Origin of the sequence: Streptomyces sp. NBC_00433 (assembly GCA_036015235.1) — a bacterium.
Taxonomy (GTDB): domain Bacteria; phylum Actinomycetota; class Actinomycetes; order Streptomycetales; family Streptomycetaceae; genus Actinacidiphila.
Map to the genome: position 1 here is coordinate 905,557 of CP107926.1, position 23,249 is coordinate 928,805.

General features: G+C 73.7%; 17 protein-coding genes. 8 read left to right on the forward strand and 9 right to left on the reverse strand.

The annotated features are described in order from the left end of the window. Window positions 1–243: 243 nt before the first annotated feature. The 5 genes from OG900_03640 to OG900_03660 form a co-directional block, all read right to left on the reverse strand. A complete protein-coding gene (locus OG900_03640) occupies window positions 244–1,077 on the reverse strand; it encodes an alpha/beta hydrolase (GenBank protein WUH89324.1) in 834 nt (277 codons plus the stop codon). A 140-nt stretch (window positions 1,078–1,217) separates the two neighbouring features. After that, a complete protein-coding gene (locus OG900_03645) occupies window positions 1,218–4,151 on the reverse strand; it encodes a hypothetical protein (GenBank protein ID WUH89325.1) in 2,934 nt (977 codons plus the stop codon). Window positions 4,152–4,153: 2 nt separating this feature from the next. Next, window positions 4,154–6,001, reverse strand: coding sequence for an HSP90 family protein (locus tag OG900_03650; GenBank protein WUH89326.1), 1,848 nt, complete (start codon window positions 5,999–6,001; stop codon window positions 4,154–4,156). Window positions 6,002–6,056: 55 nt separating this feature from the next. Then, window positions 6,057–7,043 (reverse strand): hypothetical protein, encoded by a 987-nt coding sequence (locus OG900_03655; GenBank protein WUH89327.1) that lies wholly within the window; start codon window positions 7,041–7,043, stop codon window positions 6,057–6,059. Between the two features lie 192 nt (window positions 7,044–7,235). Then, window positions 7,236–8,447, reverse strand: a complete 1,212-nt coding sequence (locus OG900_03660) for a cytochrome P450 (GenBank protein ID WUH89328.1) — start codon at window positions 8,445–8,447, stop codon at window positions 7,236–7,238. Between the two features lie 594 nt (window positions 8,448–9,041). Between OG900_03660 and OG900_03665 the strand changes: the two genes are divergently transcribed. Beyond that, window positions 9,042–9,833 (forward strand): AfsR/SARP family transcriptional regulator, encoded by a 792-nt coding sequence (locus OG900_03665; protein ID WUH89329.1) that lies wholly within the window; start codon window positions 9,042–9,044, stop codon window positions 9,831–9,833. Between the two features lie 108 nt (window positions 9,834–9,941). Here the strand turns inward: OG900_03665 and OG900_03670 are convergent, their stop codons facing one another. Then, window positions 9,942–12,794 (reverse strand): AAA family ATPase, encoded by a 2,853-nt coding sequence (locus OG900_03670; GenBank protein WUH89330.1) that lies wholly within the window; start codon window positions 12,792–12,794, stop codon window positions 9,942–9,944. Window positions 12,795–13,292: 498 nt separating this feature from the next. Between OG900_03670 and OG900_03675 the strand changes: the two genes are divergently transcribed. Continuing rightward, complete coding sequence (locus tag OG900_03675) at window positions 13,293–14,384, forward strand: LLM class flavin-dependent oxidoreductase (GenBank protein ID WUH89331.1); 1,092 nt, start codon at window positions 13,293–13,295, stop codon at window positions 14,382–14,384. Here the strand turns inward: OG900_03675 and OG900_03680 are convergent. Beyond that, window positions 14,359–14,967 (reverse strand): TetR/AcrR family transcriptional regulator, encoded by a 609-nt coding sequence (locus OG900_03680; GenBank protein WUH89332.1) that lies wholly within the window; start codon window positions 14,965–14,967, stop codon window positions 14,359–14,361. The two genes, OG900_03675 and OG900_03680, sit on opposite strands and share 26 nt — an antisense overlap. 450 nt (window positions 14,968–15,417) lie before the next feature. Between OG900_03680 and OG900_03685 the strand changes: the two genes are divergently transcribed. Continuing rightward, window positions 15,418–16,239: an SAM-dependent methyltransferase gene (locus tag OG900_03685; GenBank protein ID WUH89333.1), complete on the forward strand. Its 822-nt coding sequence runs from the start codon at window positions 15,418–15,420 to the stop codon at window positions 16,237–16,239. Between the two features lie 191 nt (window positions 16,240–16,430). Here the strand turns inward: OG900_03685 and OG900_03690 are convergent, their stop codons facing one another. Beyond that, window positions 16,431–17,207, reverse strand: a complete 777-nt coding sequence (locus tag OG900_03690; GenBank protein ID WUH89334.1) for an AfsR/SARP family transcriptional regulator — start codon at window positions 17,205–17,207, stop codon at window positions 16,431–16,433. Between the two features lie 315 nt (window positions 17,208–17,522). Here OG900_03690 and OG900_03695 point away from each other — a divergent pair, with 315 nt between their 5' ends. The 5 genes from OG900_03695 to OG900_03715 all read left to right on the forward strand — a co-directional run bounded on the left by OG900_03695 (window position 17,523) and on the right by OG900_03715 (window position 22,455). Continuing rightward, window positions 17,523–17,750 carry an acyl carrier protein gene (locus OG900_03695; GenBank protein WUH89335.1) on the forward strand — a complete coding sequence of 76 codons (228 nt, stop codon included), beginning with the start codon at window positions 17,523–17,525 and terminating at the stop codon, window positions 17,748–17,750. Window positions 17,751–17,875: 125 nt separating this feature from the next. Further along, a complete protein-coding gene (locus tag OG900_03700; GenBank protein WUH89336.1) occupies window positions 17,876–18,442 on the forward strand; it encodes a hypothetical protein in 567 nt (188 codons plus the stop codon). A 4-nt stretch (window positions 18,443–18,446) separates the two neighbouring features. Then, entirely contained in the window at window positions 18,447–19,508 is a 1,062-nt protein-coding gene (locus OG900_03705) for a 3-oxoacyl-ACP synthase III family protein (GenBank protein ID WUH89337.1), read from the forward strand. Between the two features lie 55 nt (window positions 19,509–19,563). Further along, the gene (locus tag OG900_03710; protein ID WUH89338.1) at window positions 19,564–20,379 is read left to right on the forward strand and encodes a 2-oxo acid dehydrogenase subunit E2; all 816 of its coding nucleotides are present in this window, start codon (window positions 19,564–19,566) and stop codon (window positions 20,377–20,379) included. A gap of 33 nt (window positions 20,380–20,412) precedes the next feature. After that, window positions 20,413–22,455, forward strand: a complete 2,043-nt coding sequence (locus tag OG900_03715) for an FAD/NAD(P)-binding protein (GenBank protein WUH89339.1) — start codon at window positions 20,413–20,415, stop codon at window positions 22,453–22,455. A gap of 73 nt (window positions 22,456–22,528) precedes the next feature. Here the strand turns inward: OG900_03715 and OG900_03720 are convergent, their stop codons facing one another. After that, window positions 22,529–23,248 (reverse strand): SDR family NAD(P)-dependent oxidoreductase, encoded by a 720-nt coding sequence (locus OG900_03720; protein WUH89340.1) that lies wholly within the window; start codon window positions 23,246–23,248, stop codon window positions 22,529–22,531. Window position 23,249: the final 1 nt, after the last annotated feature.

Here is a 23,249-nt window from a genome sequence, read left to right on the forward strand (position 1 = left end):
AACCGCCGTCCGGCGTCCGAGGCACCGCTGGATGATCTCTGCCCCGCCGCGACCGGCACGGCCCCGCGGTCCGCGCGGTGTCCGACTGCACCCGTCCGGGTGATCGGAACCGGGCGCGGCCCGCGCCGGCAACGCGGTGAACCCCCGCGAACGGCACCGCCGCCCGGCTCTACGACCGCGACGGCACCGCCGCGCGGCAATGGCTGCCCGGCCCGAACAGCGCCGCTCCGCGGCCCGGCGCCCTCACAACTGCGCGGCGAAGCCCAGCAGAAGCCGGGCGGAGCCGGCCGGGTCCTCCAGGATGGGGGTGTGGCCGACGCCGGGCAGCGCGTCGACCCGGGCGCCCGGCAGGGAGCCGTAGTCGCCGAAGGACGCGGGGCTCCATCGCGCGTCCTGGTCGCCGAAGATCACCTGGAGCGGTGTGCCGAGGGGCGCGAGCCGGTCCGGCACGGGTGACCGGCCCAGGTAGGTCAGGGACGCCCGCATGGCCGCGGTGAAGGCGTCGTACGACAGGCCGCGCAGCTCGTCCACCAGGTCCTGCGGGATCTCGTAGCCCGCGCGGAAGGCGCCGCTCGCGAACTTCCTGAGCTGGTCGTCGGTCGGCGGCCACTGCTCGGGGCCGATGGTGCCCGACTCCCGGGCGAGGAAGGCGTCCAGGCGGGGGCCGGTGTTGATCAGCACGAGGGCGGTCACCGCCTCGGGGCGCTGCTCGGCCAGGGCGACGGCCGTGTAGCCGCCGCTGGAGTGGCCGACGACGACGGCCTGTTCCGCGTCGAGCCGGTCCAGCGCCTGGCCGGCCCGCCGCGCCTGCTCGGGGATGCCGTAGTCGCCCTCGACGGGTTTCGCGGACCGCCCGTGGCCGAGCAGGTCGATCCGGATCACGCGGTGGGACCCCGTCAGGAGCGGCACCATCGCGTCCCACGAGCGGGTCGAGGCGGCGGAGCCGTGGATGAGCAGCAGGACGGGCGCGTCGCGGGGGCCGTCCTGGCGTACGTAGACGTCGCCGCCCTCCAGGGGCAGGACCGACTCCTCCGCGACTGCGGCCGCCCCGGGTGATCGTCCATCAGAAACCGTCATGCGGACCATTATCGGCGCGGGTGCGCGCCCGCGCAGTCGGTGGTGCGGATCGCCTGGCCGCCGCCCGCGTCAGGCGGCGGGCCCGCTCGGCGGGTCCGCGTCCCCGGTGGCGGGCGGCCGCCTGCCACCGGGGCGCCGGGTCACTTCTCGTCGCGCAGTTCGGCCGCCAGGGATGCCAGCGGCTCGGTCCGCTCGGTGTGGCCCAGCGCGGCCAGCCGGGAGACGGCCGCGTCCAGGCGGGTGAGGGCGGGGGCGGGGCGTTCGAGGTAGATGCCCTCCACGGCGCCCGCGAGGCGGGTGCACTCGGCCCACTCGCCGGCCCGCTCCTGGTCCTCGTCCGGGTCGCCGAGCAGCGCGAGTGCCTTGTCCAGGGCGGTCAGGGCGTCCTCGTACTCACCGGCGTAGGCGTTGACCCGCCCGTGCTCGTAGGCCAGGGCGCTGTCCAGGGAGCGGCCGTCGGCCTCGAAGCCCTCTGCGCGTGCCTCGTCGGCGATCCGGGCGGCGTCGGCGAGGAAGGACCGGGCGCCGGCGAGGCCGTCGGGGCCCTGCTGCTCGGCCTGGAGGCGGGCGAGTTCGCGCAGGCAGTTGCTGAGCTGCTCGTGGCGCGGGGGCTGGATGCGGGCGGCGAGTGCCTGGTCCGCGACCTCGCGGGCGCGGGCGAAGTCGCCGGACTCGCCGAGCAGTACCGCCGTCTCGGTGGTGATCATGAGGTGGCTGCCCGGGTCGTCGTCCCAGCCGGCCGACTCGGCGGCGAGGGCGACGAATTCCGCGGTGGCGGCCTTGAGGTCCTCTCCCGAGTGCAGCGCGCGGGCGCGGGTCAGCCGCAGCTGGGCGACCAGCCGGTCGTCCAACTCCCCCGCGGCCACGTCCGGTTCGGCCAGCAGCGAGTCGAGCAGCGCGATGCAGTCCTCGACACGGCCCAGGTCGAGGCTGAGCCGGGCCGCGTTGCTGTAGGTGACGTAGGCGCCCGTGCGGTCGCCGCCGCGAAGCTCCAGCTCCGCCGAGCGGGTCAGGTGCCGTACGGCCTCGTCGGGGCGGTCCAGGCGCATGCAGGTGTTGGCCAGCGCGATGTGCAGGCTCGCGCCGTCGGCCACGTCCCCGGGCCATTCGGCGGCGCGCCGCAGGCTCTCCGTCAGGTCCGCGTACGCGGCCTCGGCGTCCCGCAGGCCCAGTCTGAGCCGGCCGCGCAGTCCGAGCGCGCGGGGCAGGTGCCAGGCGGGGCCGTCGGCCTCCAGCCAGGCGATGAGGCCGTCGACCTCGGTGACCGCGGCGGGCAGGTCGCCGCTGATGGCGTACGTGTTCGCCCGCAGCAGCAGGGCGCCGGCGATCTGGCCGCCGACGTCGTGCCGGGTGGCGAAGGTGTGCAGCAGGGCCGCCTCGGCGAGGACCGGCTCGATGTGCTCCTTGCTCCCCGACGTCTGGAGGCGCAGGCCCAGCGCGGTCGCCCGCAGCCGCAGCAGGCGCGCCTCCTGGTGCGGGGCGAGCCCGGTCGCCTCGTCGTGCAGGCGAACCAGGGCCGCGTGGGCGTCGGTCAGCGCCTCGGCGAGTGCCTCGTCGGCGCCGTCGCCCTCCGGGTGGATCTCGGCGGTCACCAGCAGGGCGCAGGCGCGGGCGATCGTCGCGTGTCCCGGAAGCCCGGCGTCGTCGTAGAGTCCCGCGGCCTCCTCGTGGAGGGCGGCGGAGACGGCGAAGTCGTCCTTCTCGCCCGCCTGGCTCGCCTCGTCGGCCAGCAGGTCCGCGCGCAGTTGGGCGAGCGGGCCGGCGGCCGGTTCTTCGGGGTGGGTGTAGCCGGGGGCGGCGGCGAGGGTACGCAGCCGCGCCCACAGGGTTCTGGCGTCCGGGTCGCCCAGCTCGCTCAGCGCCCTCGCCCGGGTGATGAGTTCGGGCAGGGAGTCGGGGACGGCGGTGGCGGCGCGGGCGGCGGGCGCGGCGGCCGGCGCGGCCGGGGACACGTCGTCGAGAATGCGGGTGCGCAGGGTCAGTTCCAGCGCGTCCAGGAGCGGGGCGCGGTCGAGGCGCTCCCTGCGGCGGTCGGCGTGGGCGGTGGTCCCGTTGCGGGCGTCGAAGCGGGCGGCGAGGTCGTCGGCGCGGCCGCGCACCTCGGCGCGCAGGCCGGCCACCGTCCAGGTGCGGCCGGCGTATCCGGGCGCGGGCAGTTCGCCGTGGCCGAGCAGTTCGACCCGGGCAAGGAGGACCTCCACGCCGGTGAGGTAGTCGAAGAGGGCCAGCGGCGAGTCCACGTCGTCGAACAGGTTGCGGTTCTCGGCCAGCAGTTCCAGGCCGCGGGCCTCGTTGCCGGTCAGCGCGCAGAATTCCAGGTGGCGGCCGACCTCCCCGGCCATCGACGGCTTGCGGCGGCAGCCGCGGTAGCCGAGGAGGTGCAGTTCGCGGGCCCGGTCGGTGTCGCCGGTGCGCAGCAGCGGCAGCAGCGCGTGCGAGAAGGTGCGGGCCGGCTCCTCCTGGCAGGACTCCTTCCCGGCGAGCACGGGCTCCCAGGCGCGCAGCGCCCGCTCGTCGGCGCCCGCGGTGAGGTGGTAGAGGGCGCGGTCGCAGATCTCGCAGGCCTCGCAGTCGCTGTACGGGGTGCGGCTGCGGGCCGCCCACAGCTCGTAGGCGAGATCGGCCTCCTCCCCCACGTGGGCGGCGAGTTGATAGGCCTGCCCGTAGTAGGGCTGGAGTTCCAGGCCGGCCTTCTCGTAGCGGTCGCGCATCTCGGTCAGCCACTTGCGCAGGCTGGCCAGCGGCATCTCGGGCAGCGCGCGCAGAGCGCCGGCCACCCACTTGAACCTCCACAGGAGCGTGCGGCGGCGGCGCGCGTCGAAGACGTCGGGCTGCTCGTCGAAGAGGGTGAGCAGCCGGGCGAAGACGACGGGCGACTTCCGCGGCTCCGATCCGTAGGTGTAGGCCTCCTGGAGTTCGAGCAGCGCGTCGATGAGCGGTACGGGCTCGGCGAACTGCTCGGCGGCCTCGACCAGTTCCTCGGCGGTGACGGTGCGGGTGCGGCCGTAGGGGCGCTCGTCGTTCTCCTGGAGCGCCTGGTAGAGCTCGTCCGTGGTCTGGGGTGCGGTCGGCATCGTCAGCTGTCCTTGCGGAGGGCGTGGGCGAGAAGGTCGAGGAAGGAGCGGTTGATGAGGCTCGACTCCGAGGGCCGCAGCGGGCGCCTGGACAGCAGCGCGGCCTGCCCGTAGAGGGCTTCCGCGCTGGTGCGGGCCAGTTCGGGCTCGGCGATGGCGACAGCGGTGCGCACCAGCGGGTTGAGCTGGTTGAGGATCAGCTGGGCCCTGGGGGCCTCGTCGCGCAGGGCGCCGAGGATGTCGCCCCACAGGCCGCCCTCCTGCTCGCGGGCGATCTGCGAGCGGGTGCGCTCGTGCCGGGCGTCACGGCTGTCGACCAGCAGGGCGGGCGCGGAGGCGGGGTGGAAGGTGCGCAGCGCGACATCGCAGTCGAAGACGGCGAGCGCGTCGCGAGCCAGCGCGAGGTAGGACGCGGCGGCCAGTTCGGTCTCCCGGTCGACCGGGTCGAGGTGGGCGGTCAGCGTCGCGGGGTCGAGGTCGGCGACGCTGGTCTCCGGCCTGATCTCGGGCAGCCGGTGGACCAGTTCGCGGTCGTAGGTGTAGCCGCCGTTGACGACGCCGAGTCCCGCTGCCGAGGCGATCGCGGCGACCTGCCGGAATTCCTCCACGCTCGACGTCACGAGCACGGTCCGGTGCGTGCGCGCGAACTCGTCGAGGGTGGTGTGCCCGTCGGTGGTCTCGAACGGCAGCCAGGGCAGCAGCATCCGCAGGATCTCGTCGTCGTGCACGGCGAGCGACTTCACGGCCAGGTGGTGTGCCTGCAGGAAGCGGCCGAGCAGGTCGGGGTCGCTGGCGGCGGCCCGCGCGATCCAGGCGCGCAACCGCTCGGCGAGTGCGTCGCGGACGGCGGCGAGGGTGTCGTCCTCGTAGAGGGACTCGCGGGACGCCGTCGGGCGCAGGCTCTCGGCGTCGACCACGCAGCGGACGAAGAAGGCCCATTCGGGCAGGATCTCCGCGGCCTGCTCGGACAGCAGCATGCCCTTGACGTGCACCCGGTGGCCGTGGCGGCGCCCGGCGGGCACCGCCTCGGGCAGGATGCACGCGATGCCCTTCAGGCCGACGGCCGGGAGGTCCAGCTCGACGGTGTCGAGCGGTGTGAAGCCGAAGACCTGCTCGCCGTAGGCGGCCAGCGCGCGGGAGCGGGCCCCGGGCGTGGGATACGTACGCGCCCAGGGTGCGGGCTCGGGGTTGACGGGTGCGTCCTTGCCGCTCCTGCCGTCGTCGAAGGCCACCGGGTGGCGCAGCAGCGAGCCGAAGTGCCGGGCCAGCGCGTGCACTTGGGTCGGCGAGGTCCACTCGGCCGCGTCGGCGCGCGGGGTCAGCGTGACGGTGGTGCCGGGGCGGGGGCGGGCGGACGCGGGCAGGGTGCGGACGCTGTAACTGCCGTCGCCGTGTCCGCGCCATTCCACGGCGGGTGCGTCGGGGGTGCGGGCGGAGCGGCTGAGGACGTGGATCTCGTCGGCGACCAGGAAGCAGGAGAGCAGGCCGATGCCGAACTGGCCGATGAAGTCGGCGCGTTGCTCGGCGATCCGCTCGGCGCGCTTGCTGCTCCGGCCGATCGTGGCGAGGAAGGTGTGCACGTCGGCTTCGGTGAGGCCGACGCCGTCGTCCTCGACGCGCACCACCGAGCCGTCGGCGTACAGGCGGATGCCGAAAGCACCCGCGGGGGCGGCCGGTTCGAGGGTGTGCCGGGCGGTGAGCGCGTCCACCGCGTTCTGCAGGAGCTCGCGCAGGTAGACGCGGGGGCTGGAGTAGAGGTGGTGGGACAGCAGGTCGACCAGGCCGCGCAGGTCCACCTGGAAGGTGCGGTCGGCGCCGGCCGGGTTCCGGTCGGTGTGGGGCAGAGTCATCGGGCAGTCCGTAGTACGAGGAGCGACGGGTGGCGGGCGCGACCGGGGCCGGCGGTCAAAGGCGGCCGTGGTAGCGGGCGAACTGCTTCTCCGGCTCGTTGAAGAAGGTCCAGGGGCGGCCGGTGTAGGCGCCGTCGAGCGCGTGGAAGACGCGCCGGACCGTGTGCTGCTCACCGGCCAGGGCCAGGGCCATGGCGAAGGAGCTGAAGTCGTACTGCCAGCCGGGGCGCCGCACGTAGGCGGGGTGCAGGATGCTGTGCTCTGCGGCCTTGCGCAACTCGGCCTGGACGGACACGGTTCGGAGGCGGTCCGCCCGGTCCGACTCGACCCACTCCTCGATGTGCGCCTTGGCGATCAGGCAGCCGAGCCGGTGCCCCTGCGGGGCGGCGCCGAGCGCTTCGCGGGCGAAGGCCAGGGCCTCGCCGGGCTCGCCGCCCCAGCGGGGCTGCAACTGCACCACCCGCTCGGTGTGGACGTCCAGGTCCAGCGGGTCGCGGCGCAGCGCGGCGGCGAGCCGTGCCTCGTTGACGGCGGGGCCGAGCGACATGCCGCGGCCCGAGGTGAGCAGGGGGCGCCACGGTGTGACCCAGTCAGGCCGCAGCTCGGCGGCCTCCAGCAGCTGCTCCTCGGCGATGCGCAGCCGGTCGCGGAAGACCTGCCACTGGTCCTGCGTGACGTGCGCCGCCAGCGCGGTGGTGCGCGCCTCCCAGCCCCAGTCGACGTGCCGCGCGCCGGAGATCAGCAGCGCCGTCGCCCGGTGCTCCTCGTCCTCCTCGGCGGCCCTGCCGATCCACTCCTCGACCCCGGCCAGGGCGGCCAGTTCGCCGAGGACGAGGTGGTCGCGGCCGAGGTCGAAGGGGGCCAGTGCCGCCTTGACCGCCGTCCAGTCGCCCGTGCCCGCGGCCTCCACCAGGGCGAGCACCCGGGTGTCCCCGAGCGCGCGCATCTTGTACACGCCGTTCTTCTGCCTGCGCGGGACCGGCAGCGTGTGCGGGTCCTCCGACGGTCTCTGCGCACCTCTGCCGAACAGCTTGCCGAACACCGCCGCGCCCTCCCCAGGTCCACGTGAACGTCCGGTGCAGGATAAGCGGTCGCACCGACATGGCTTCCACAGGGTTTTCACCGGGCCCCACGCGCCCGAGCCCGGCCCTGTCGCGGCGCACTCGGCGTCGGCTCTACAGGGCCGGGCCCGGCGGGCGGCGGGCGGCTCAGCGGCTGTTCCGCGGCCGTCCCCTCACCAGGTGACCGGCAGCGATGTCGGGCCGAACACCGCCATCTGGCCGCGGAAGTCCAGCTCCCTGGGCTCCTTGAGCAGCCGCAGGCCGGGGAAGCGGCGCAGCAGCGCGGCCAGCGAGACCTGCATCTCGATGCGGGCCAGCGGCTGTCCGAGACACTGGTGCACCCCGAAGCCGAAGCCGAGGTGGCGGTTCTCGGCGGCCGGGCGGGTGACGTCGAGCCGGTCGGCGTCGGCGAAGACGCTCCCGTCGCGGTTGGCGGCCACCAGGGAGACCAGCACACCCTCGCCGGACCTGATGTCGACGCCGCCCAGCGTCAGGTCGGCCCTGGCGATCCGCGGCAGGCCGGTCTCCAGGATGGTCTGGTGGCGCAGCACCTCCTCGACGGCGCCGGGGATCAGCTCGGGCCGCCCGCGCAGCACCTCCCACTGGTCGCGGTTGTCCATCAGGGCCAGGACGCCCAGGTCGGTGCTGTGCGCGGTGGTCTCGTGGCCGCCGAACATCAGGATCATGGCGACGCCCACCAGGTCGCGCCTGCCGACCCCGGCCGCCTCGTCCTCCTGGGCGACCATCCGGCTGAGCAGGTCGTCGGCGGGCTCCTCGGCCTTGCGCGCCAGCAGCTGCTGGAGGTAGCCGAGCATGTCCATCCGCGCGGTGCGCACCTGCTCGGGGGTGGCGGTCTGGTCGGTCATGACCGCGGCGCGGCTCTGGAACAGCTCGGCGTCCTCGTAGGGGATGCCGAGCAGCCGGCAGATCACCAGCGAGGCCAGCGGCAGGGTCAGGACCGCGCTGAGGTCGCCGGGCGGGCCCGCCGCCTCCAGGCGGTCCAGCAGGTCGGCCACGTCGGACTCGATGAGCGGGCGCAGCGCCTCCATCCGCTTGATGGTGAACTCCGGTGCCAGCAGCCGCCGGAAGACGGTGTGGTCGGGCGGGTCCATGCGCGGGAAGGTCGGCGGCATGTCCCGGATCTCGGTCTGCGCGGCGGACAGGAAGGGGAAGCCCGGTGTGCGGGAGTCGACGCTGAGCCGGTCGTCGCGCAGCGCCTGGCGGGCTTCCGCGTGCCGGGTGACCAGCCACGCCTGGCTGCCGTCGAAGAGGGTCACCCGGCTGACGGGGGCGCGCTCGCGCAACTGGCCCAGGACGGGGGACGGGTCCAGCGGGTGCCCCGCGGTACGCGGCGACGGGTAGGGCGGGGCGGCGGTGTCAGACATGGCAGGCGTCTCCGGTTCGACGGGCCGGGCAGCGGGCGGGTGGGCGGCGGCTGGATCGCGCGGGTGCCGGGCGCTGCGCGGAGGCGGCGCCGCGCAGCGGGCACGCGTTCGGCGGCGGGGGCGAAATCGGGCGAACCTGCCGTCTTCGCAGGAAGCGGCTACCGAGGGGGCGCGCGTCGCGCGCACGGCTGGGAGTGCACATCGCCCGAGACTGCGACCCGGCGCTAAAAGAGGCGTTAAGCCAAGGCTGTTTTCACGCCGTTTCCCATCGATCCGCGCCGTACCGCGCTATTACCGGGCGTAACACTCGTACGGCGCCGTTCCCCCGCGGTTCTCCCGGCATTCCCCGCGAGGACCGTTCCTGTCGGTCTTGTTACGCCGCGTTGCGGCCTTGTTGCGCCCCTATTGCGGCCTGTGTACCGACCTCACTGCTCTCGGCGCTTCTCAGCCGTTTCCGCGCCTTTCCAGCCGCTATCAGCGACGTAGGCACTTCTGACGATGCGGCCCCGTCGTCCCACGGGAAACAGTGGTCACGACACGAATGTCCGCCGGGTTCTCTCAGGCACCCGGTGCCGGCGGAAGACGGAGGTGTCCATGCGCTACGAGGTACTCGGCCCGCTCCAGGTCTGGGGGCCGAACGGAAGCTTCTCACCCAGTGCCCCGAAGATGGAGGTGCTGCTGACCGCGCTCCTGATCAGAGCCGGCCGGCTGGTGTCCAAGGAGCAGCTGACGGTGGAACTGTGGGGCGAGAACCCGCCGCGCCGGGCGGCGGCGTCACTCCATGTGTACGTGTCCCAGCTGCGCAAATTCCTCAACTCGGTGGCCGACACGGAGGAGGGCGAACCCGCGGCGGCCTGCGCGCTGGTCACCCGCGCACCCGGCTACCTGCTGCACGTCGGCGAACGCGGCCTGGATCTCAACGACTTCCAGGAGGCGGCGCAGCAGGGCAGGCAGCAGTTACGGGAGGGCCGGCACGAAGCGGCCGTCACCTCGTTCGAGACAGCGCTGTCCCTCTACCGCGGTCCGCTCATCGAGGGGCTCGGCGAGGGCCCGGCGGTCACCGGCATGGCGACCTGGGTCGAGCAGGAGCGCCTCGAGTGCCTGGAGCTGATGGTCGAGGCGTGCATCGCGCTGGGCCGGCACCGGGAGATGGTCAACCTGCTCACCTCGCTCACCTCGCGGCATCCGCTGCGGGAGACCTTCTACCGGCAGCTGATGCTGGTGCTCTACCGCTCGGAGCGCCGGGCGGAGGCGCTGCAGGTCTACCGGTCGGCGCGGGCGGTCCTGCGCGCAGACCTCGGCCTGGAGCCCGCGCAGCAGCTGCGTGACCTGCACCAGGCGATCCTGTCCTCGGACCGGGCGCTGGACGTGCCGACGGCGGTGTGACGCAGGGGCACCCGGAGCACGGCGTACCCGCGGCCGACCGCGGGTACGCCGTCATCGGCCGCGCGGGGACCGGCGGTTGCGCCGCCGGCCGTCCCCGCGGCCTTCCCGTCAGGCCACCTGGGCCATGAAGCGGGCCAGGGCGGCGCGCGAGCCCAGGTTCAGCTTGGCGTAGATCCGGGTCAGGTGGACGCCCACCGTGCGCGGGCTGATCTGCAGCTGCACCGCGATGTCCCTGGTCTTCAGCCCCTCGCCGGCCAGCCGGGCGATCTCCCTCTCGCGCTGCGTCAGTTCGCCGAGCGCGGCGGTGCCGCCCGCCAGCACGCCGGTACCGTCCCGGCCCAGCTCCCGGCGGCGGCGCCTGGCCTCCTCGCACATCGCCACCACGCCGTGCCGCCGGCCGAGCCGCTCGGCATTGTCCAGCATCCGCAGGGCCCGCGGGCCCTGGCCCGTACGGGCGGCGTGCGGGGCGGCGGCGAGCAGCGCCCGCATCTGCTCGCAGACCATGCCCGCCTCGGCGAACAGCTCGAAGGCCGTCTCGTAGTCCCGCAGCGCCTCGGCGGGCAGGTCGGCGCGGGCGTGGCCGGAGGCCATCAGCGCGTAGGCCCGCTCCGCGGGCAGGTCGGCGGCGACCGCCGCGGCCCGCTCCGCCCACTCCTCGCTGCAGTCGACGCCGTGCACGGCCGCCGCGGCGAAGACCTCGTAGGCGTGCGCCGCCATGCACGGGATCATCGTCGGCAGTGTGGCCCCGCCGCCCCCCGCGAGCACCAGGTCCTGCGCCACGGCCAGGTCGCCCTTGACCGCCGCCGCGTCGGCGAGCAGCAGGGCGATCAGCGGGCGCCACCACGCCTCGGGGCTGCACAGGTCGTCGATCTCCGAGGTGATGCCGCCGACGTCCGGGACGCGCAATAACGCGCCGGAGGCGGCGCTCAGCACACGGGCCAGCCCGGCGTGCTCCGCGGCGCCGGTCGCGGCGGCCACGCTCTGCGCCTCACCGGCGAGTTCGTGGGCCGACGCGACACCGCCCAGACGGCAGCGCACCAGGGCGAGACCGGTGAGCAGGATCGGCAGCAGGTGGACGTCGTTGGTGCCGCGCGCGGCGGCGACCGCCCGCTCCAGATGGCCGGCGGCCGAGCTGTGCCGCCCGATCAGCGCCTCGCCCCAGCCGAGGACGCCGAGCCGCTCGGGGCCGAGGCCCAGGCCCTCGTCCCGCGTGGCGTCCACGACCCGGGCGCACTCCGACAAGGTGGCGGCGGCGCGCACCCGGTCGCCGCCGGACAGCGCCTCGGCCAGGCCGCGCAGCGCCAGCGCGCCGCCGCGGGCGCGGGGGTCGGCGGCGGCGGCGCGCAGCACCGCGTCCAACTCGCCGGGCAGCAGGGTCAGTCCCCGCAGCGCACGGGCCAGGGCGTGCTGGATGCCGAGCAGCGCGTCGGTCGGCGAGCCGCCGTCGAGCCCGCGCAGCCGGTGCACCTCGCCGGTGACCAGCGAGCGGGCCTCGGCGGGATTGCCGAGCAGGGTCTCGACGGTGGCGAACCAGGCGACGGCCGCGGCGCGTTCGCCGTGCGCGTCGGCCGGCACGGTGAGCAGCGTCTCGCGCCGCACCTCGCGCACCGACGCGAGCCGGCCCTCGGCGGCCAGCGCCCGCGCGACCGGCAGGCGTATGCGCTCGGTCACATCGCCGGACCCGCCCTGCCGGGACAGCCGCATCGCCATCGCCAGCCAGCGGCCGGCGTCGTGCACCCGCTCGCGGTGCAGCGCCTCCTCGGCGGCCGCGGCGAGGATGACGGCGTCCGCGGGCTCCATCTCGCTGCCGGCGCCCTCGACGTGCCTGACCAGTTCGAGCGGCGGTTCGCCGCGCCGGCTCAGGCAGTCGAGCACCCTGCGGTGGGCGCCGCTGCGCTCGCAGGCGTCCATCGTCTCGTACACGCACTGGCGCAGCAGCGGGTGGCGGAAGGCCAGCATGCCGTCCTCGGCGGTGCGGATCAGGTCGTGCTGGACGAGGGTGGTGACGCTGTCGCAGGTGCGGCCGAAGGGGATGCCCGCGGCCTGCGCGACGGTGTCGGTGTCGAAGTGGTCGCCCACGACGGACGCCGCGGCCAGCACCTCGCGGTCGCGGTCGGCCAGCTGGTCGGTCTCGGCCAGCAGCCGGGCGCTGATCCGCTGCCAGGCGGGCACCTCGGACGCCGACATCTCGGCGGCGGCCAGCGCGGTCAGGTAGAGGGGTATCCCCTCGCTGCGGCGGTGCAGTTCGCGCAGTTCGGGCGCGCGCAGCGGGATGTCGAGCAGCGTGGCGGTCTGCGGCAGCGACAGCGCCTCCAGCTCGACCTTCCGCAGGGCGCCCAGCTCGGCGCCGCGCTCCAGGAGCGCGTGCATCCGCAGCGGGCTCTGCCGGGGGCGGTGCGCGAGGACCACCGCGAGCGGCTCCTCCACCGGCCAGTCCAGCAGGGTCTCCACCAGGTCGAGGGAGCCCGGGTCGGCGCTGTGGAAGTCGTCGAGCAGCAGCAGGACGCCGCGGTGGGCCTCGGTGGCCAGCACCTCGGCCAGCATCCGGCGCATCCCGGCGTAGAAGCGGCAGCGGTCGCCGCCGTACTTCGACCAGTTGGCGCCCTGGACGTCCTCGCCCGAGCCTTCGGTGAGGCGGGCGACCAGGCGGGCGGCCGAGGGGTGCAGCACGACCGGCTTGGTGCCGTGCCAGCCGCCGAGCGCCTCGATGAAGGCCTGGTAGGGCATGTCGGCGGCGTTCGCGCCGCCGCAGCCGGCCCGCAGGACGACGAGGCCGCGCCGCTTGGCTTCCTCACTCAGCGCGGTCAGCAACCGGGTCTTACCCGTTCCGGGGTCGCCGCCGATCGCCGAGACCGAGCCTCTGCCGTCCGCCAACTCCTGGAGGATTCCGGTCAGTCTGTGATATTCGCTGCTGCGGACTATACGGCCGTGGCTCGACTCACCAGGGACGGTGGAGAGCATTTTCGAATCCTCCGATGCGACGTCGACGGTCGACTCACAGAGTGATCATTCGGCAGGTTGTCTTATGTTCTCAAAACCCTATGAAGGGTAACAGTGCACATCGTCGGGGTTCAGGACGTCAAATTCCTGATCGGCTTTCAGCCGCCGCCGCGCGCGGGCGCGATATGCCGGAGCGGGACGGTCCGACGGTCTGCCGCCCGGACAGGGACGGCGGGCTCCGGAACGGTCACAGAGGTTGCCGCCGTACCCGTGGATGGACGTCAGCAGCAGACTCGCCTCCTCCCCGTATGGAGTCGCCGCGATACAACCAGGTCGGAACCGTCCGCGGCTTTTACACCGTTTTGCGGGCCGGCTCCGCCTGGCATACCAGCAAGACTGCCCAAAGTCGGACGGTTAAACGCCCCGATTGCGTTAACGGGGACTGTCCCCGTATTGTAGCGCCCCGGTGCCGACGCCTGTGGCACCGGCCCCGCTCCGCACCCGTGGAGGACCGACCGCATGAATGCCCGCCCCGCTCCGCGCCTGTCCGTCCTGGACGTCTCCCCCGTCTTCGTGGACTCCTCACCGGCCCGCGCGCTGCGCGAGACCGTCGAACTGGCCCGGCGTGTCGACGCGTTGGGGTACCACCGGTTCTGGGTGGCGGAGCACCACGGCATCGACAACATCGCCAGCTGCTCGCCCCCGGTGCTGATCGGCCTGATCGCCGGCGCGACCTCCCGGCTGCGGGTCGGCTCCGGCGGGGTGATGCTGGCCAACCACAGCCCGCTGATCATCGCCGAGCAGTTCGGCACCCTGGAGGCGCTGCACCCGGGCCGCATCGACCTGGGGCTCGGCCGGGCACCGGGCGCCGACCGGATCACCGCGCACGCGCTGCGCAGGACCGCGGACGCCGACGACTTCACCGGGCGGCTGGGCGAGCTGCTCAGCTACTTCGGCCCGTCGCAGGCGGGCCTGGGCGCCGCCGACGACGAGGCCGCCGGCCAGCCGCCGGTGCGGGCACTGCCCGCTCTCGACGCCGACCCCCAGGTGTGGCTGCTGGGCTCCAGCGGCTACAGCGCCGAGCTGGCCGGCCTGCTCGGGCTGCCCTTCGCCTTCGCCCAGCACTTCTCCCCGGCTCTCGCGGGGCCTGCCGTCCAGCTCTACCGCGAGCGCTTCCGGCCGTCGGCCGTCCTGGACCAGCCCTATGTGGCGGTGTCCTCGATGGTGGTGGCCGCGGAGTCCGACGAGGAGGCGCGGTGGCTGGCGGGGCCGATGATGCTCACCTCGCTGCTCCAGCGCACCCGCGGGATCAGCGACCTGCACGCGACCCCCGAGCAGGCCGCGAAGTTCTCCTACTCCCGCGACGAGGCCGACTTCGTCGAGGACCGGCTGTCCTCCCACCTGGTCGGCGGCCCGCAGACCGTACGCGACAAGGCCCACGAGGTGCTGGCGGCGACCGGCGCCGACGAGCTGATGGCACTGACGATGGTGCACGACCTGGAGACCCGGGTGCGCTCCTACCGCATCCTGGCCGACGTGCTCTTGCCGGACGCGGGCGCCGCCGGGGATACGGACCCCAGCGCGGTCAGCGGGTCCGCAGCCCGTCGATGACCAGCGACATCATCTGGTCGGCCTGATCGGGCCTGCCGCTCTGCTCCGACGCGATGGTGATCGCGTTGACCAGCCGCAGCAGGGTCAGGGCGTCCAGGTCGGAGCGGATCGCACCGGTGCCCTGGGCACGGGCGAGCAGGAATCCGGCGGCCGAGGTGATGGTCTCCCGGCACCAGGAGCCCAGCTCGGCGCCCTGGTCGCGCAGCACCAGCGTGAACAGGCCCTTCAGCCCGTTGTGCGCGCTGCTGCGCGACATCGAGGCCCGCAGCCAGCCGGTGAGGGCGTCGACCGCCTCCTGGGCGCCGCCGTCCTGCTCGGGCGCCGAGGTGTAGGCCAGGTCGCGCAGCTGGGAGATCTCGTCCCGGTAGACCGCCTCCAGGAGCGTCTCCCGGTTCGGGAAGTGCCGGTAGAGGGTGGCATTGCCGACACCGGCGCGCTTGGCGATGTCGTCGAGCGAGGCGTCCGCGCCGTGCTCGGCGAAGGCCAGCCCGGCCTCGGCCAGGAGCCGCTCGTAGTTGCGGCGCGCGTCCGCCCGCATCGGTCGCGGGGTCGCGGGCCCCGCGGTGCCGGCGGTGGGCGTCATGTGCACTTCCCCTGCTGCGTGGCTCCGGGACGGGCCGGAGGGCTGGAAAGGGCCTGCCGAGGCCGGCGATCCCGCCGGTCGGGCGCTGGCTCCATGATAGACGGACCTGGCCCGTAGAGGCTTCTCAGCTTGGGCCTTGAGTAAACGGGGGCAGTCCCTGTATCGTCGGGAACCCGCCGCCGATGCGGTGCGTCCGGACGAAGACGCCCGGTGGCGCACCCGGCGCCCGGCCCGGCCGTCCTCTGGCGTGCCCGCGCCGCAAACCTCCCCAGCACCCACGCCGTAGAAGCAGCGCGGCGCCGTACGGCTCGGCGCTAATGCCGCACGACCCGAAAGCCGTCGCTATTCCCGTATCGCCCTTCCGGCGCGGGCATTCTCCCGCCACGCCGTTTCCCGTCCCTTTCCACCTCTTCATGCCCTCTTCCCCGTCCCCTTCCCGGAGGATTGAGAATGCGTTCAGGTCTGGCACGTACCGCCATCGAAGTCGCACAGGTCCGGGCGAAGGAATCCGCCCGCGCGGACCGGTTATTCGATGACCAGTTCGCCGGGATTTTCCTGCGGACCGCGCTCGGCGACGAGCCGGAGGCAGAAGAGCAGACGCCGGAACTGGCGGCGTGGAAGGCGGTCATCGAGTTCAACGTGGTCATCAGGACCCGTTTCTTCGACGACTACCTCACCGAGTCCGCGGCGGCCGGCTGCCGGCAGGTGGTCGTGCTCGGCGCGGGGCTGGACGTGCGGGCCTACCGGCTGGAGTGGCCGCCGGAGACACGGGTCTTCGAGGTGGACCTCGCCGAGGTGCTGGAGTTCAAGCAGGAGGTGCTCGACGCCGAGGGCGCCAAGCCCGGCTGCATACGCATCCCCGTCCCCGCCGACCTGCGCGAGTCCTGGCAGGACGACCTCAAGGCGGCCGGATACGACCCCGCGGTGCGCACCGCGTGGCTGGTCGAGGGCCTGCTGATCTACCTGACGGCGGAGGAGGCGGCCTTGCTGCTGGAGACGATCGGCGCGCTGTCGCCGGCCGGCAGCCGCATCACCTTCGAGCACGCCAACACCGGCCGCGCCTCGGCCGCCACCGAGGCCAAGGCGGTGCCCGCGCTGGCCAAGCTCAACGAGCTGGTCAAGGGCGGGCTCGGCGACCAGACCCTGGAGTGGCTGGCCGAGCACGGCTGGGACCCCGCGCTGCACGATCGCGCCGAGGCCGCCGCCGGCTACGGCCGCCCGGTGACCGGCCGCCCGAACGGCGGGCTGGCCACGGCGGTGCGGACCGTGTAGCCACGCTCCCCCGCGGCAACCGGTGGCGCACCGCACGCGGAACGGGCCGGACGGTGTTCACACCGTCCGGCCCGTTCCGTTTCGCGCCCGCCCGGACGTTCCGATTGCCGGCCGCCCGGACGTTCCGTTCGGCCCCTGCCCCGCTTCCCGGCTCCAGTGCCCGGTCCCGCGGTCCGGGGCGCCGCCGCCGCTCAGGCGACGGGCGCCAGCGGCTGGTCGGCGTCGCGGACGGTGGCGTACAACTCCCGCAGGCCGCGGCCGGGTTCGAGGCCCAGCTCGCGGTCGATGGTGCGGCTGACCTCGCGGTAGGTGGTGAGCGCCTCCGAGGAGCGGCCCGCCAGGTGCAGCGCCAGCATCAGCTGGCGGGCGAAGCCCTCCCGCAGCGGGTGCTCGGCGGTGAGGACGCGCAGCGGCGCGATCAGCCGGTCGTAGCGGCCGAGCGCCAGCTCCTGCTCGATCCGCAGCTCCTCGCACTCCAGCCGGGCCTCCTCGGCCCAGCGGACGAACTCCTCGACGATCGGGCCGCCGCCGAGGCCGTCGAGCGCGGGGCCGCGCCACAGCGACAGCGCCCTGGCGAAGCTGCGGGAGGCCGCCTCGTGGCGCCCGGAAGCCGCCTGCGCCCGCCCGTCGGCGGCCAGCTCGCGGAAGTCCGCCACGTCCAGCTCGCCCGGGTCGACCCGCAGCACATACCCGGCCGGGCGGGTGGTCAGCCGCTCCTCGTCAGGCTCGGCCGCTCCCGACCAGGCCGCCAGCGACTTGCGCACCTGGTACACGTACACGTGCACCGCGGCGGTGAAGCGGCGGGGCGGGAGATCACCCCATATCTCGTCGGCCAGCTGGCTGGTCGACGTCACCTGGCCGGCTCGGATGAGCAGCACCGAAAGCAGCGTCTCGACCTTCGGCGCGCTGACCGACTCCGGTCCTGCCCCGGTGACGGCGCGCAGACTGCCCAACATCTCGAATCTCATGGCGCACTCCTGACGGTCCAGGGCACACAAAGAGCCGGCGGGTCCCCCGCTTCGGCTTACCCGCGCCCCGCGAACGGTGGTCTGGTGCGGCGCGATGCCTGCCGGCCGCGCCCCGCTCCACCCGGCCACGATCGCAGACCCCCCTACAGGGCCACATCCGAGAAAGTACCTACGTCCGTTCGGGGTACGTACAGGAGTTCCGGAACGCGCCTCTCGTGGGGCCCGCGGGCAGCGGCTTCAGCGCCGCCCAAGCCGCGGGGCGGAAGCTGCCGTCGGCCCATGCCCACGGCTCCCGGCACCTGGAGGACATGTCCCATGAACGACATCGACGACTTCGTCACACTGGTACGTGACGAGATCGGCCTGCCGGTGACCGCCGAGCACGCCGCCCTGGGGCTGGACGAGGTGCCCGGCTGGGACTCGGTCCACCTGCTGTCGCTGCTGGCGGTGCTGGAGCGCGAGACCGGACGGCGCATTCCGCTGCCCGCGGTCCTGGAGGCCCCGACGCTGGGCCACATCTACACGCTGGCCGTCGACGGCTGACCGCTCGGGGCCGGCGCTTTAGGTCTGCCCAAGCCGCCGCTTCGACCATGGACCCGCCCGGCCACACACCCGGCTCCCGCCCCCACCGCCCGCCGGAATCGAACCGGCCCGTCCTAAGGATGTCCATGAGGCTCTGGTCAGCCAGTCGTCGTACGAACATCGTCCTGGCCACGGCACTGCTCGGCTGTTCGGTCGCCGTGGTGTCCGAGTCGTCCGCCGCGAGCGCGGCGGTCGGCCTGAACGGCCGCCACTCGTCGTGCGTGAGCGTGCGGGGAGTCCTGGAGCAGACCGTCAAGTACGACACGGTGGGCTCGGACATCGCCGGCACCCCGCCGATGCAGAAGGTCGGCGACACCGCCGTCTACACCGACACCATCTTCGGCTCCGACGGCTCGGTGGTCGGCAAGGCGCTCGGATATGTCACGATCGTGGCGATCCGGCCCTCCGACGGGCACCTGCTGACGGACTACCACGAGACCGTGCAGCTGCCGCAGGGCACCCTGAGCGACAGCGCGAAGCGCCTGGACCGCGACGGGATGATCGCCGGCGAATGGCTGAACTTCTCGGCGACCGGCACCAGCGGCGACTTCGCGGGCAAGGTCGGCTACCGGCGCTGGCGCCTGCTGCCGCCGCTGTCGAACCCGCCGGTGCCCTCGGAGAAGGCACAGGTCGAGATCACGTTGTGCGGCTGACGCGATGGCCGCGCTGAGTGCGAACACGGGAGCGCCGGGCGCCGGCGCCGTCCACATACGGTCGGTCGGCACCGCCCTGCCCGGACCGCCCGTCGACAACGCCACCCTCGGGGAGCGGCTGCGGATGCCGGGCCAGTGGGAGGAGTGGGTGGAGACCTTCATCGGCACCAGGACCCGCCACCTGGCGATCGACCTGGACAGCGGCAAGCCCGCCGCCACCCTGGCCGACCTGTGCGAGACCGCGGGCCGCCGGGCGCTGGACCGGGCCGGGCTGGCGCCCGAGCAGGTCGACCTGGTCGTGATGGGCACCGCCTCCCCCGACGACCTGATGCCCGCCACCATCAACGTGGTCGCGGACCGGCTGCGTATCAACGGGGTGCCCACCTACCAGCTGCAGTCCGGCTGCACCGGGGCCTTCCAGGCGATGCACGTGGCGCAGCAACTGCTGTCGACCGGCGCGTACCGCAACGCGCTGGTGCTGGGCGGCGACGTGACCGCGCGCTTCTACGACTTCGACGTCGACTTCGCCACCCTGCCGCCCGAACACCTCGTGCACTACGTGCTGTTCGGCGACGGGGCGGGCGCGCTGGTGCTCGACACGCAGCCGGTGCCCGGATCGCTGGCCGTGCGCCGGCTGTTCACCCAGCTGACCGGGCTGGACCGGGCGCCGGGGCAGACCGTGCACTGGTTCGGCCCCTCCGACCGCGACTCGACCCGCCCGCCCGCCGAGGAGGACTACAAGGCGATCGAGGAGTCGGTGCCGGTGATGGCCGCCGAGATCCTCGACGACCTGCTCGACGAGGCCGGCTGGGACCGCGACGAGGTCGACTTCCTGCTGCCGCCGCAGCTGTCGGGGCGGATGACGACCAAGATCGTCGACCTGATGGCGCTGCCGGCGGCGACCGAGGTGTCCTGCGTCCGGGACGTCGGCAACAACGGCAACGCCACCCCGTTCTTCCAGCTCGAACAGCTGCTGGCGCAGATCACCCCGGGATCCCGCGCGGTGGGCGTGTCAGTGGAGTCCAGCAAGTGGATCAAGGCCGGCTTCGCGGTCGAGATGGTCTGAGACGAAGGGATTTACCCACGATGCAGGTCCGTGCGACCGGGTGCGAGGTGCGGCGGTGAAGATCGGTCCCGAGGTCCGCCAGCGCCGCCACACCCAGTATTTCACCGGCACCATCCGCGCCTTCTCGCCGGTCTTCCTCGACACCGACGTCGACATGGGGCGGGTGCTGCGGCACCGGGCCGCGCACCCGGGCTACTCGGTGGTCAGCTACGTCGCCGAGGCGACAGGGCGCGCGCTGGCCGCGCACCCGGAGGCCAACGCGGCGCTGCGCGGCAGGCTGTGGCCGCGGCTGGCCCGCTACGACGGCGTGCACGCCAAGATCACCCTCGACAAGACCCTCGACGGCCACCGGGTGGTGCTGGCGACGGTGGTGCCCGACGTGGACACCGCGGGCCTGCCCGCCATCCAGGAGCGGATCTCGCACTTCAGGGACGGCGACCCGCAGACCATGACGGAGTTCGGCGCGGTCCGCGTGCTGCACAAGCTGCCGCGGTTCGTGGGACTGCCGCTCTTCCGGCTGACCACCCGCTCGCTGCGGCGCCGCCCGCAGACGCTGGGCACGGTGGCCATCACCTCCCTCGGGCACCGCCCGGTCAACGGCTTCCACTCGGTCGGCGGCACCACCGTCACCCTGGGCGTCGGGCAGATCGCCGACCGGCCGGTCGTACGGGACGGCGCGCTGGCCGTCGCCCCCGTGATGCGGCTGAATTTCGCCTTCGACCACCGGGTCATCGACGGCGCGGAGGCGGCCGACCTGCTCACCGCGATCAAGGACGGCCTGGAGGCCTACCCGCCGGACGACGACCGCCAGGCCGCACCGGCGGCCGACGTACTCGCCGACATCCCGTCGGGCTCCACCCGCACCAACTGACCGGCGCTCGACGGAAAGGCGGACCGCGCTGACATGGCGGACAAGGCAAGCACGGCGGACAAGGCAGGCACCGCGACGGCGGTGCACCCCGCGGTGGCGGCAGGCATCCCAGGCACCCGGACGCCGACCGGCGCCGACGGCTCCGCGCCCTTCACCGTGGTGGTCGTCGGGGCGGGTCCCGCGGGCACCTCGCTGCTGGAGCGGATCTGCGCCAACATCCCCGAACTGGTGCCCGACCGCCCAGTGCGGGTGCACCTGGTGGACCCGCACCCGCACGGCGGCGGGCGGGTGTGGCGGCAGGAGCAGTCGGCCCTGATGTGGGCCAACACCCCGATGGCCGCGATCACCGTCTTCCCGGACGAGAACATGGCCTGCGAGGGCCCCAAGCCGCCGGGCCCGGCGATCCTTGACTGGGCCCGCACGGCCACCCCGGAGGACCTGGCCGACCCGGTGGTGGCCGACGAGGTGGTCAGGGCGCACCCGCGCTTCTACCCCTCGCGCCGCACCCTGGCCGCGTATCTGTCCAGTGTCGTACGGCGGTTGGTGGCCGGTGCGCCGTCCAACGTCGAGGTGGTGACGCACGCGGACACCGCCGTCGAACTGGTCGACGACGCGCACCGCACCGTCGTACGGCTGGAGTCGGGGGCCGAACTGGTTGCCGACGCGGTGCTGTTGGCGCAGGGCCACCACGATGTGGAGCCGGCGCCGCCGGCCCTCGAACTGGCCCGCTTCGCGGCGGAGCACGGCCTGACGTATCTGCCGGCGCAATATGCCGCGGACGCCGACCTGGACGTGCTGCGGCCCGGCGAACCGGTGATCGTCCGGGGCCTCGCGCTGTCCTTCGTCGACTACCTGGTGCTGCTCACCGAGGGCCGCGGCGGCTCGTGGACCCGGGACGCCGGCGGCACCCTGCAGTACGTGCCGTCGGGGCGGGAGCCGGTGCTCTACGCGGGGTCGCGGCGCGGGGTGCCCTACCGCAGCAAGCTGGGATACAACCAGCTGCTCGGCGAGAAGCCCGCACCGCACTTCCTCACCGCGCAGGTCGCCAAGGAGCTGATCGCCCGGCCCGAGCCGGTGGACTTCGGCCTCGACATCCGCCCGCTGATCCACGCGGAGATGGAACTCGCCCACTACCAGGAGCTGTTCACCGGCCACCCCGACCGGGTGACCCGCCCGTGGCAGGAGGTCGAGGAGGTCTTCGGGCTGCTGGGCAGCGGCCTGCCCGCCGACCGGGCCCGTGTCGACGCGGTGGTCGCGGACTGCGTGCCCGACCCCGCGGACCGCTTCGACCTGCCGGCGCTGCAATACCCGCTGGAGGGCGTACGGCTCGACAGCCCCGACCGGCTGCACGAGCTGATCCTCGACCACGTCACCGCCGACCTGGCGCGGCGCGGCGACCAGCGCTACAGCCAGGACCTCGCGGCGATCCAGGCCCTGATGAACAGCATGGGCCCGATCTTCCAGCTGCTCAGCTCCAACCGGCTGTCGGCGCGCTCGCGCACCAGGGAACTCGACCCGTGGTTCCACGACTTCTTCGGCTACATCGGCAGCGGCCCGCCCGGACCGCGCGCCGAACAGCTGCTCGCGCTGGGCCGGGCGGGCGTGGTGCGCTTCCTCGGCGGCGGCCTGGAGATCGTGCCCGACGCCGACCGCGGGGTCTTCGTGGCCCGCGGCGCCAACGCGCCCGTCGAGGTGGCGGCGACCGCGCTGCTCGAAGCGCGGCTGCCGACCGCCAGCGTCGTACGCAACCGCGACGCGCTCGTCCACCGGCTGTACGAGCGCGGGGCGTGCACCGAGGAGCAGTTGCGGGACGCCCCCGGGCAGCCGGCCTTCAGCTCCGGCAAGCTCGCGGTGCACGCCACCGACCAGCGGGTGCTGGCCGCCGACGGCACCGCGCACCCGCGGCTCTTCGCGGTCGGCGCGTGGACGGCGGGCTTCGGCCCGGCCGGCTTCCCCCGGCTCAACCCGATCGGGTTCATGCGCTGCGACGCGATGGTGCGCTCGATGCTGCGGCTGGGCGCCGCGGTGCCGTCACTGGGGTCGGCGGCGCCCGAGGTGCCCCAACAGGTGGGCTGAAAACGGCGGACGGGCGGCCGCACCCCACTGGCCTGTGGGGTGCGGCCGCCCGTCCGCGTGTCGCGGCCGGCGGTCAGTACGTGCCGATCGTGTCCTCGTAGCGGTCGCGCTTGACGTACATGTCCCAGAAGGTCTCGGCCAGGTCCTTCGGCCAGACCCGCTCGGGCTCGAAGCCCACGGCCTGCGCGCTGGTGGGGCGCCCGTCGAACTGGCGCTGCGCCTCGCTGAGTTCGATGAGCGCGCCGATGGTCAGGCCGCCGGCGTAGATGCCCTTGGGCGCCAGCGACTCGTTGAGCGTCTTGAGGTAGTTGCGCAGGCCGGCGAAGGCGATGCCGACGTTGCTCATCATCGGCAGCGGGTTGGTGCCGGCCGCGCCCAGGCCGAACAGCAGGGCGCCGTCGCCGCGTTCGAGCATCTGCGGCAGCACCAGGTTCACCAGGCGGATCGGCGCCAGCAGCCGCACGTCGAGCTGCGGCTGCAGCCCCGCGAGGTCGAGGTCGAGCGTGGCGACCGGCCGTTCGGTGATGCCCGCGGGGCTGTACTCCGTCACGTCGATCCGGCCGAACCGCTCGTTGATCGCCGCCACGGTGCCGGCGAGCGCGGTGTGGTCGGCCAGGTCCTGGGTGAAGGTGTCCGCCTCGATGCCCTCGCTCTCCAACTCGGCTCGCAAGGCGTCGAGTTTGGACTGCGTACGGGCGACGAGCGCGACCCGGAAGCCCTCCTGGCCGAAGCGCCGGGCGACGCCCAGCCCCAGGCCGGTTCCGGCTCCGAATACGGCAATGGTCTTGGACATG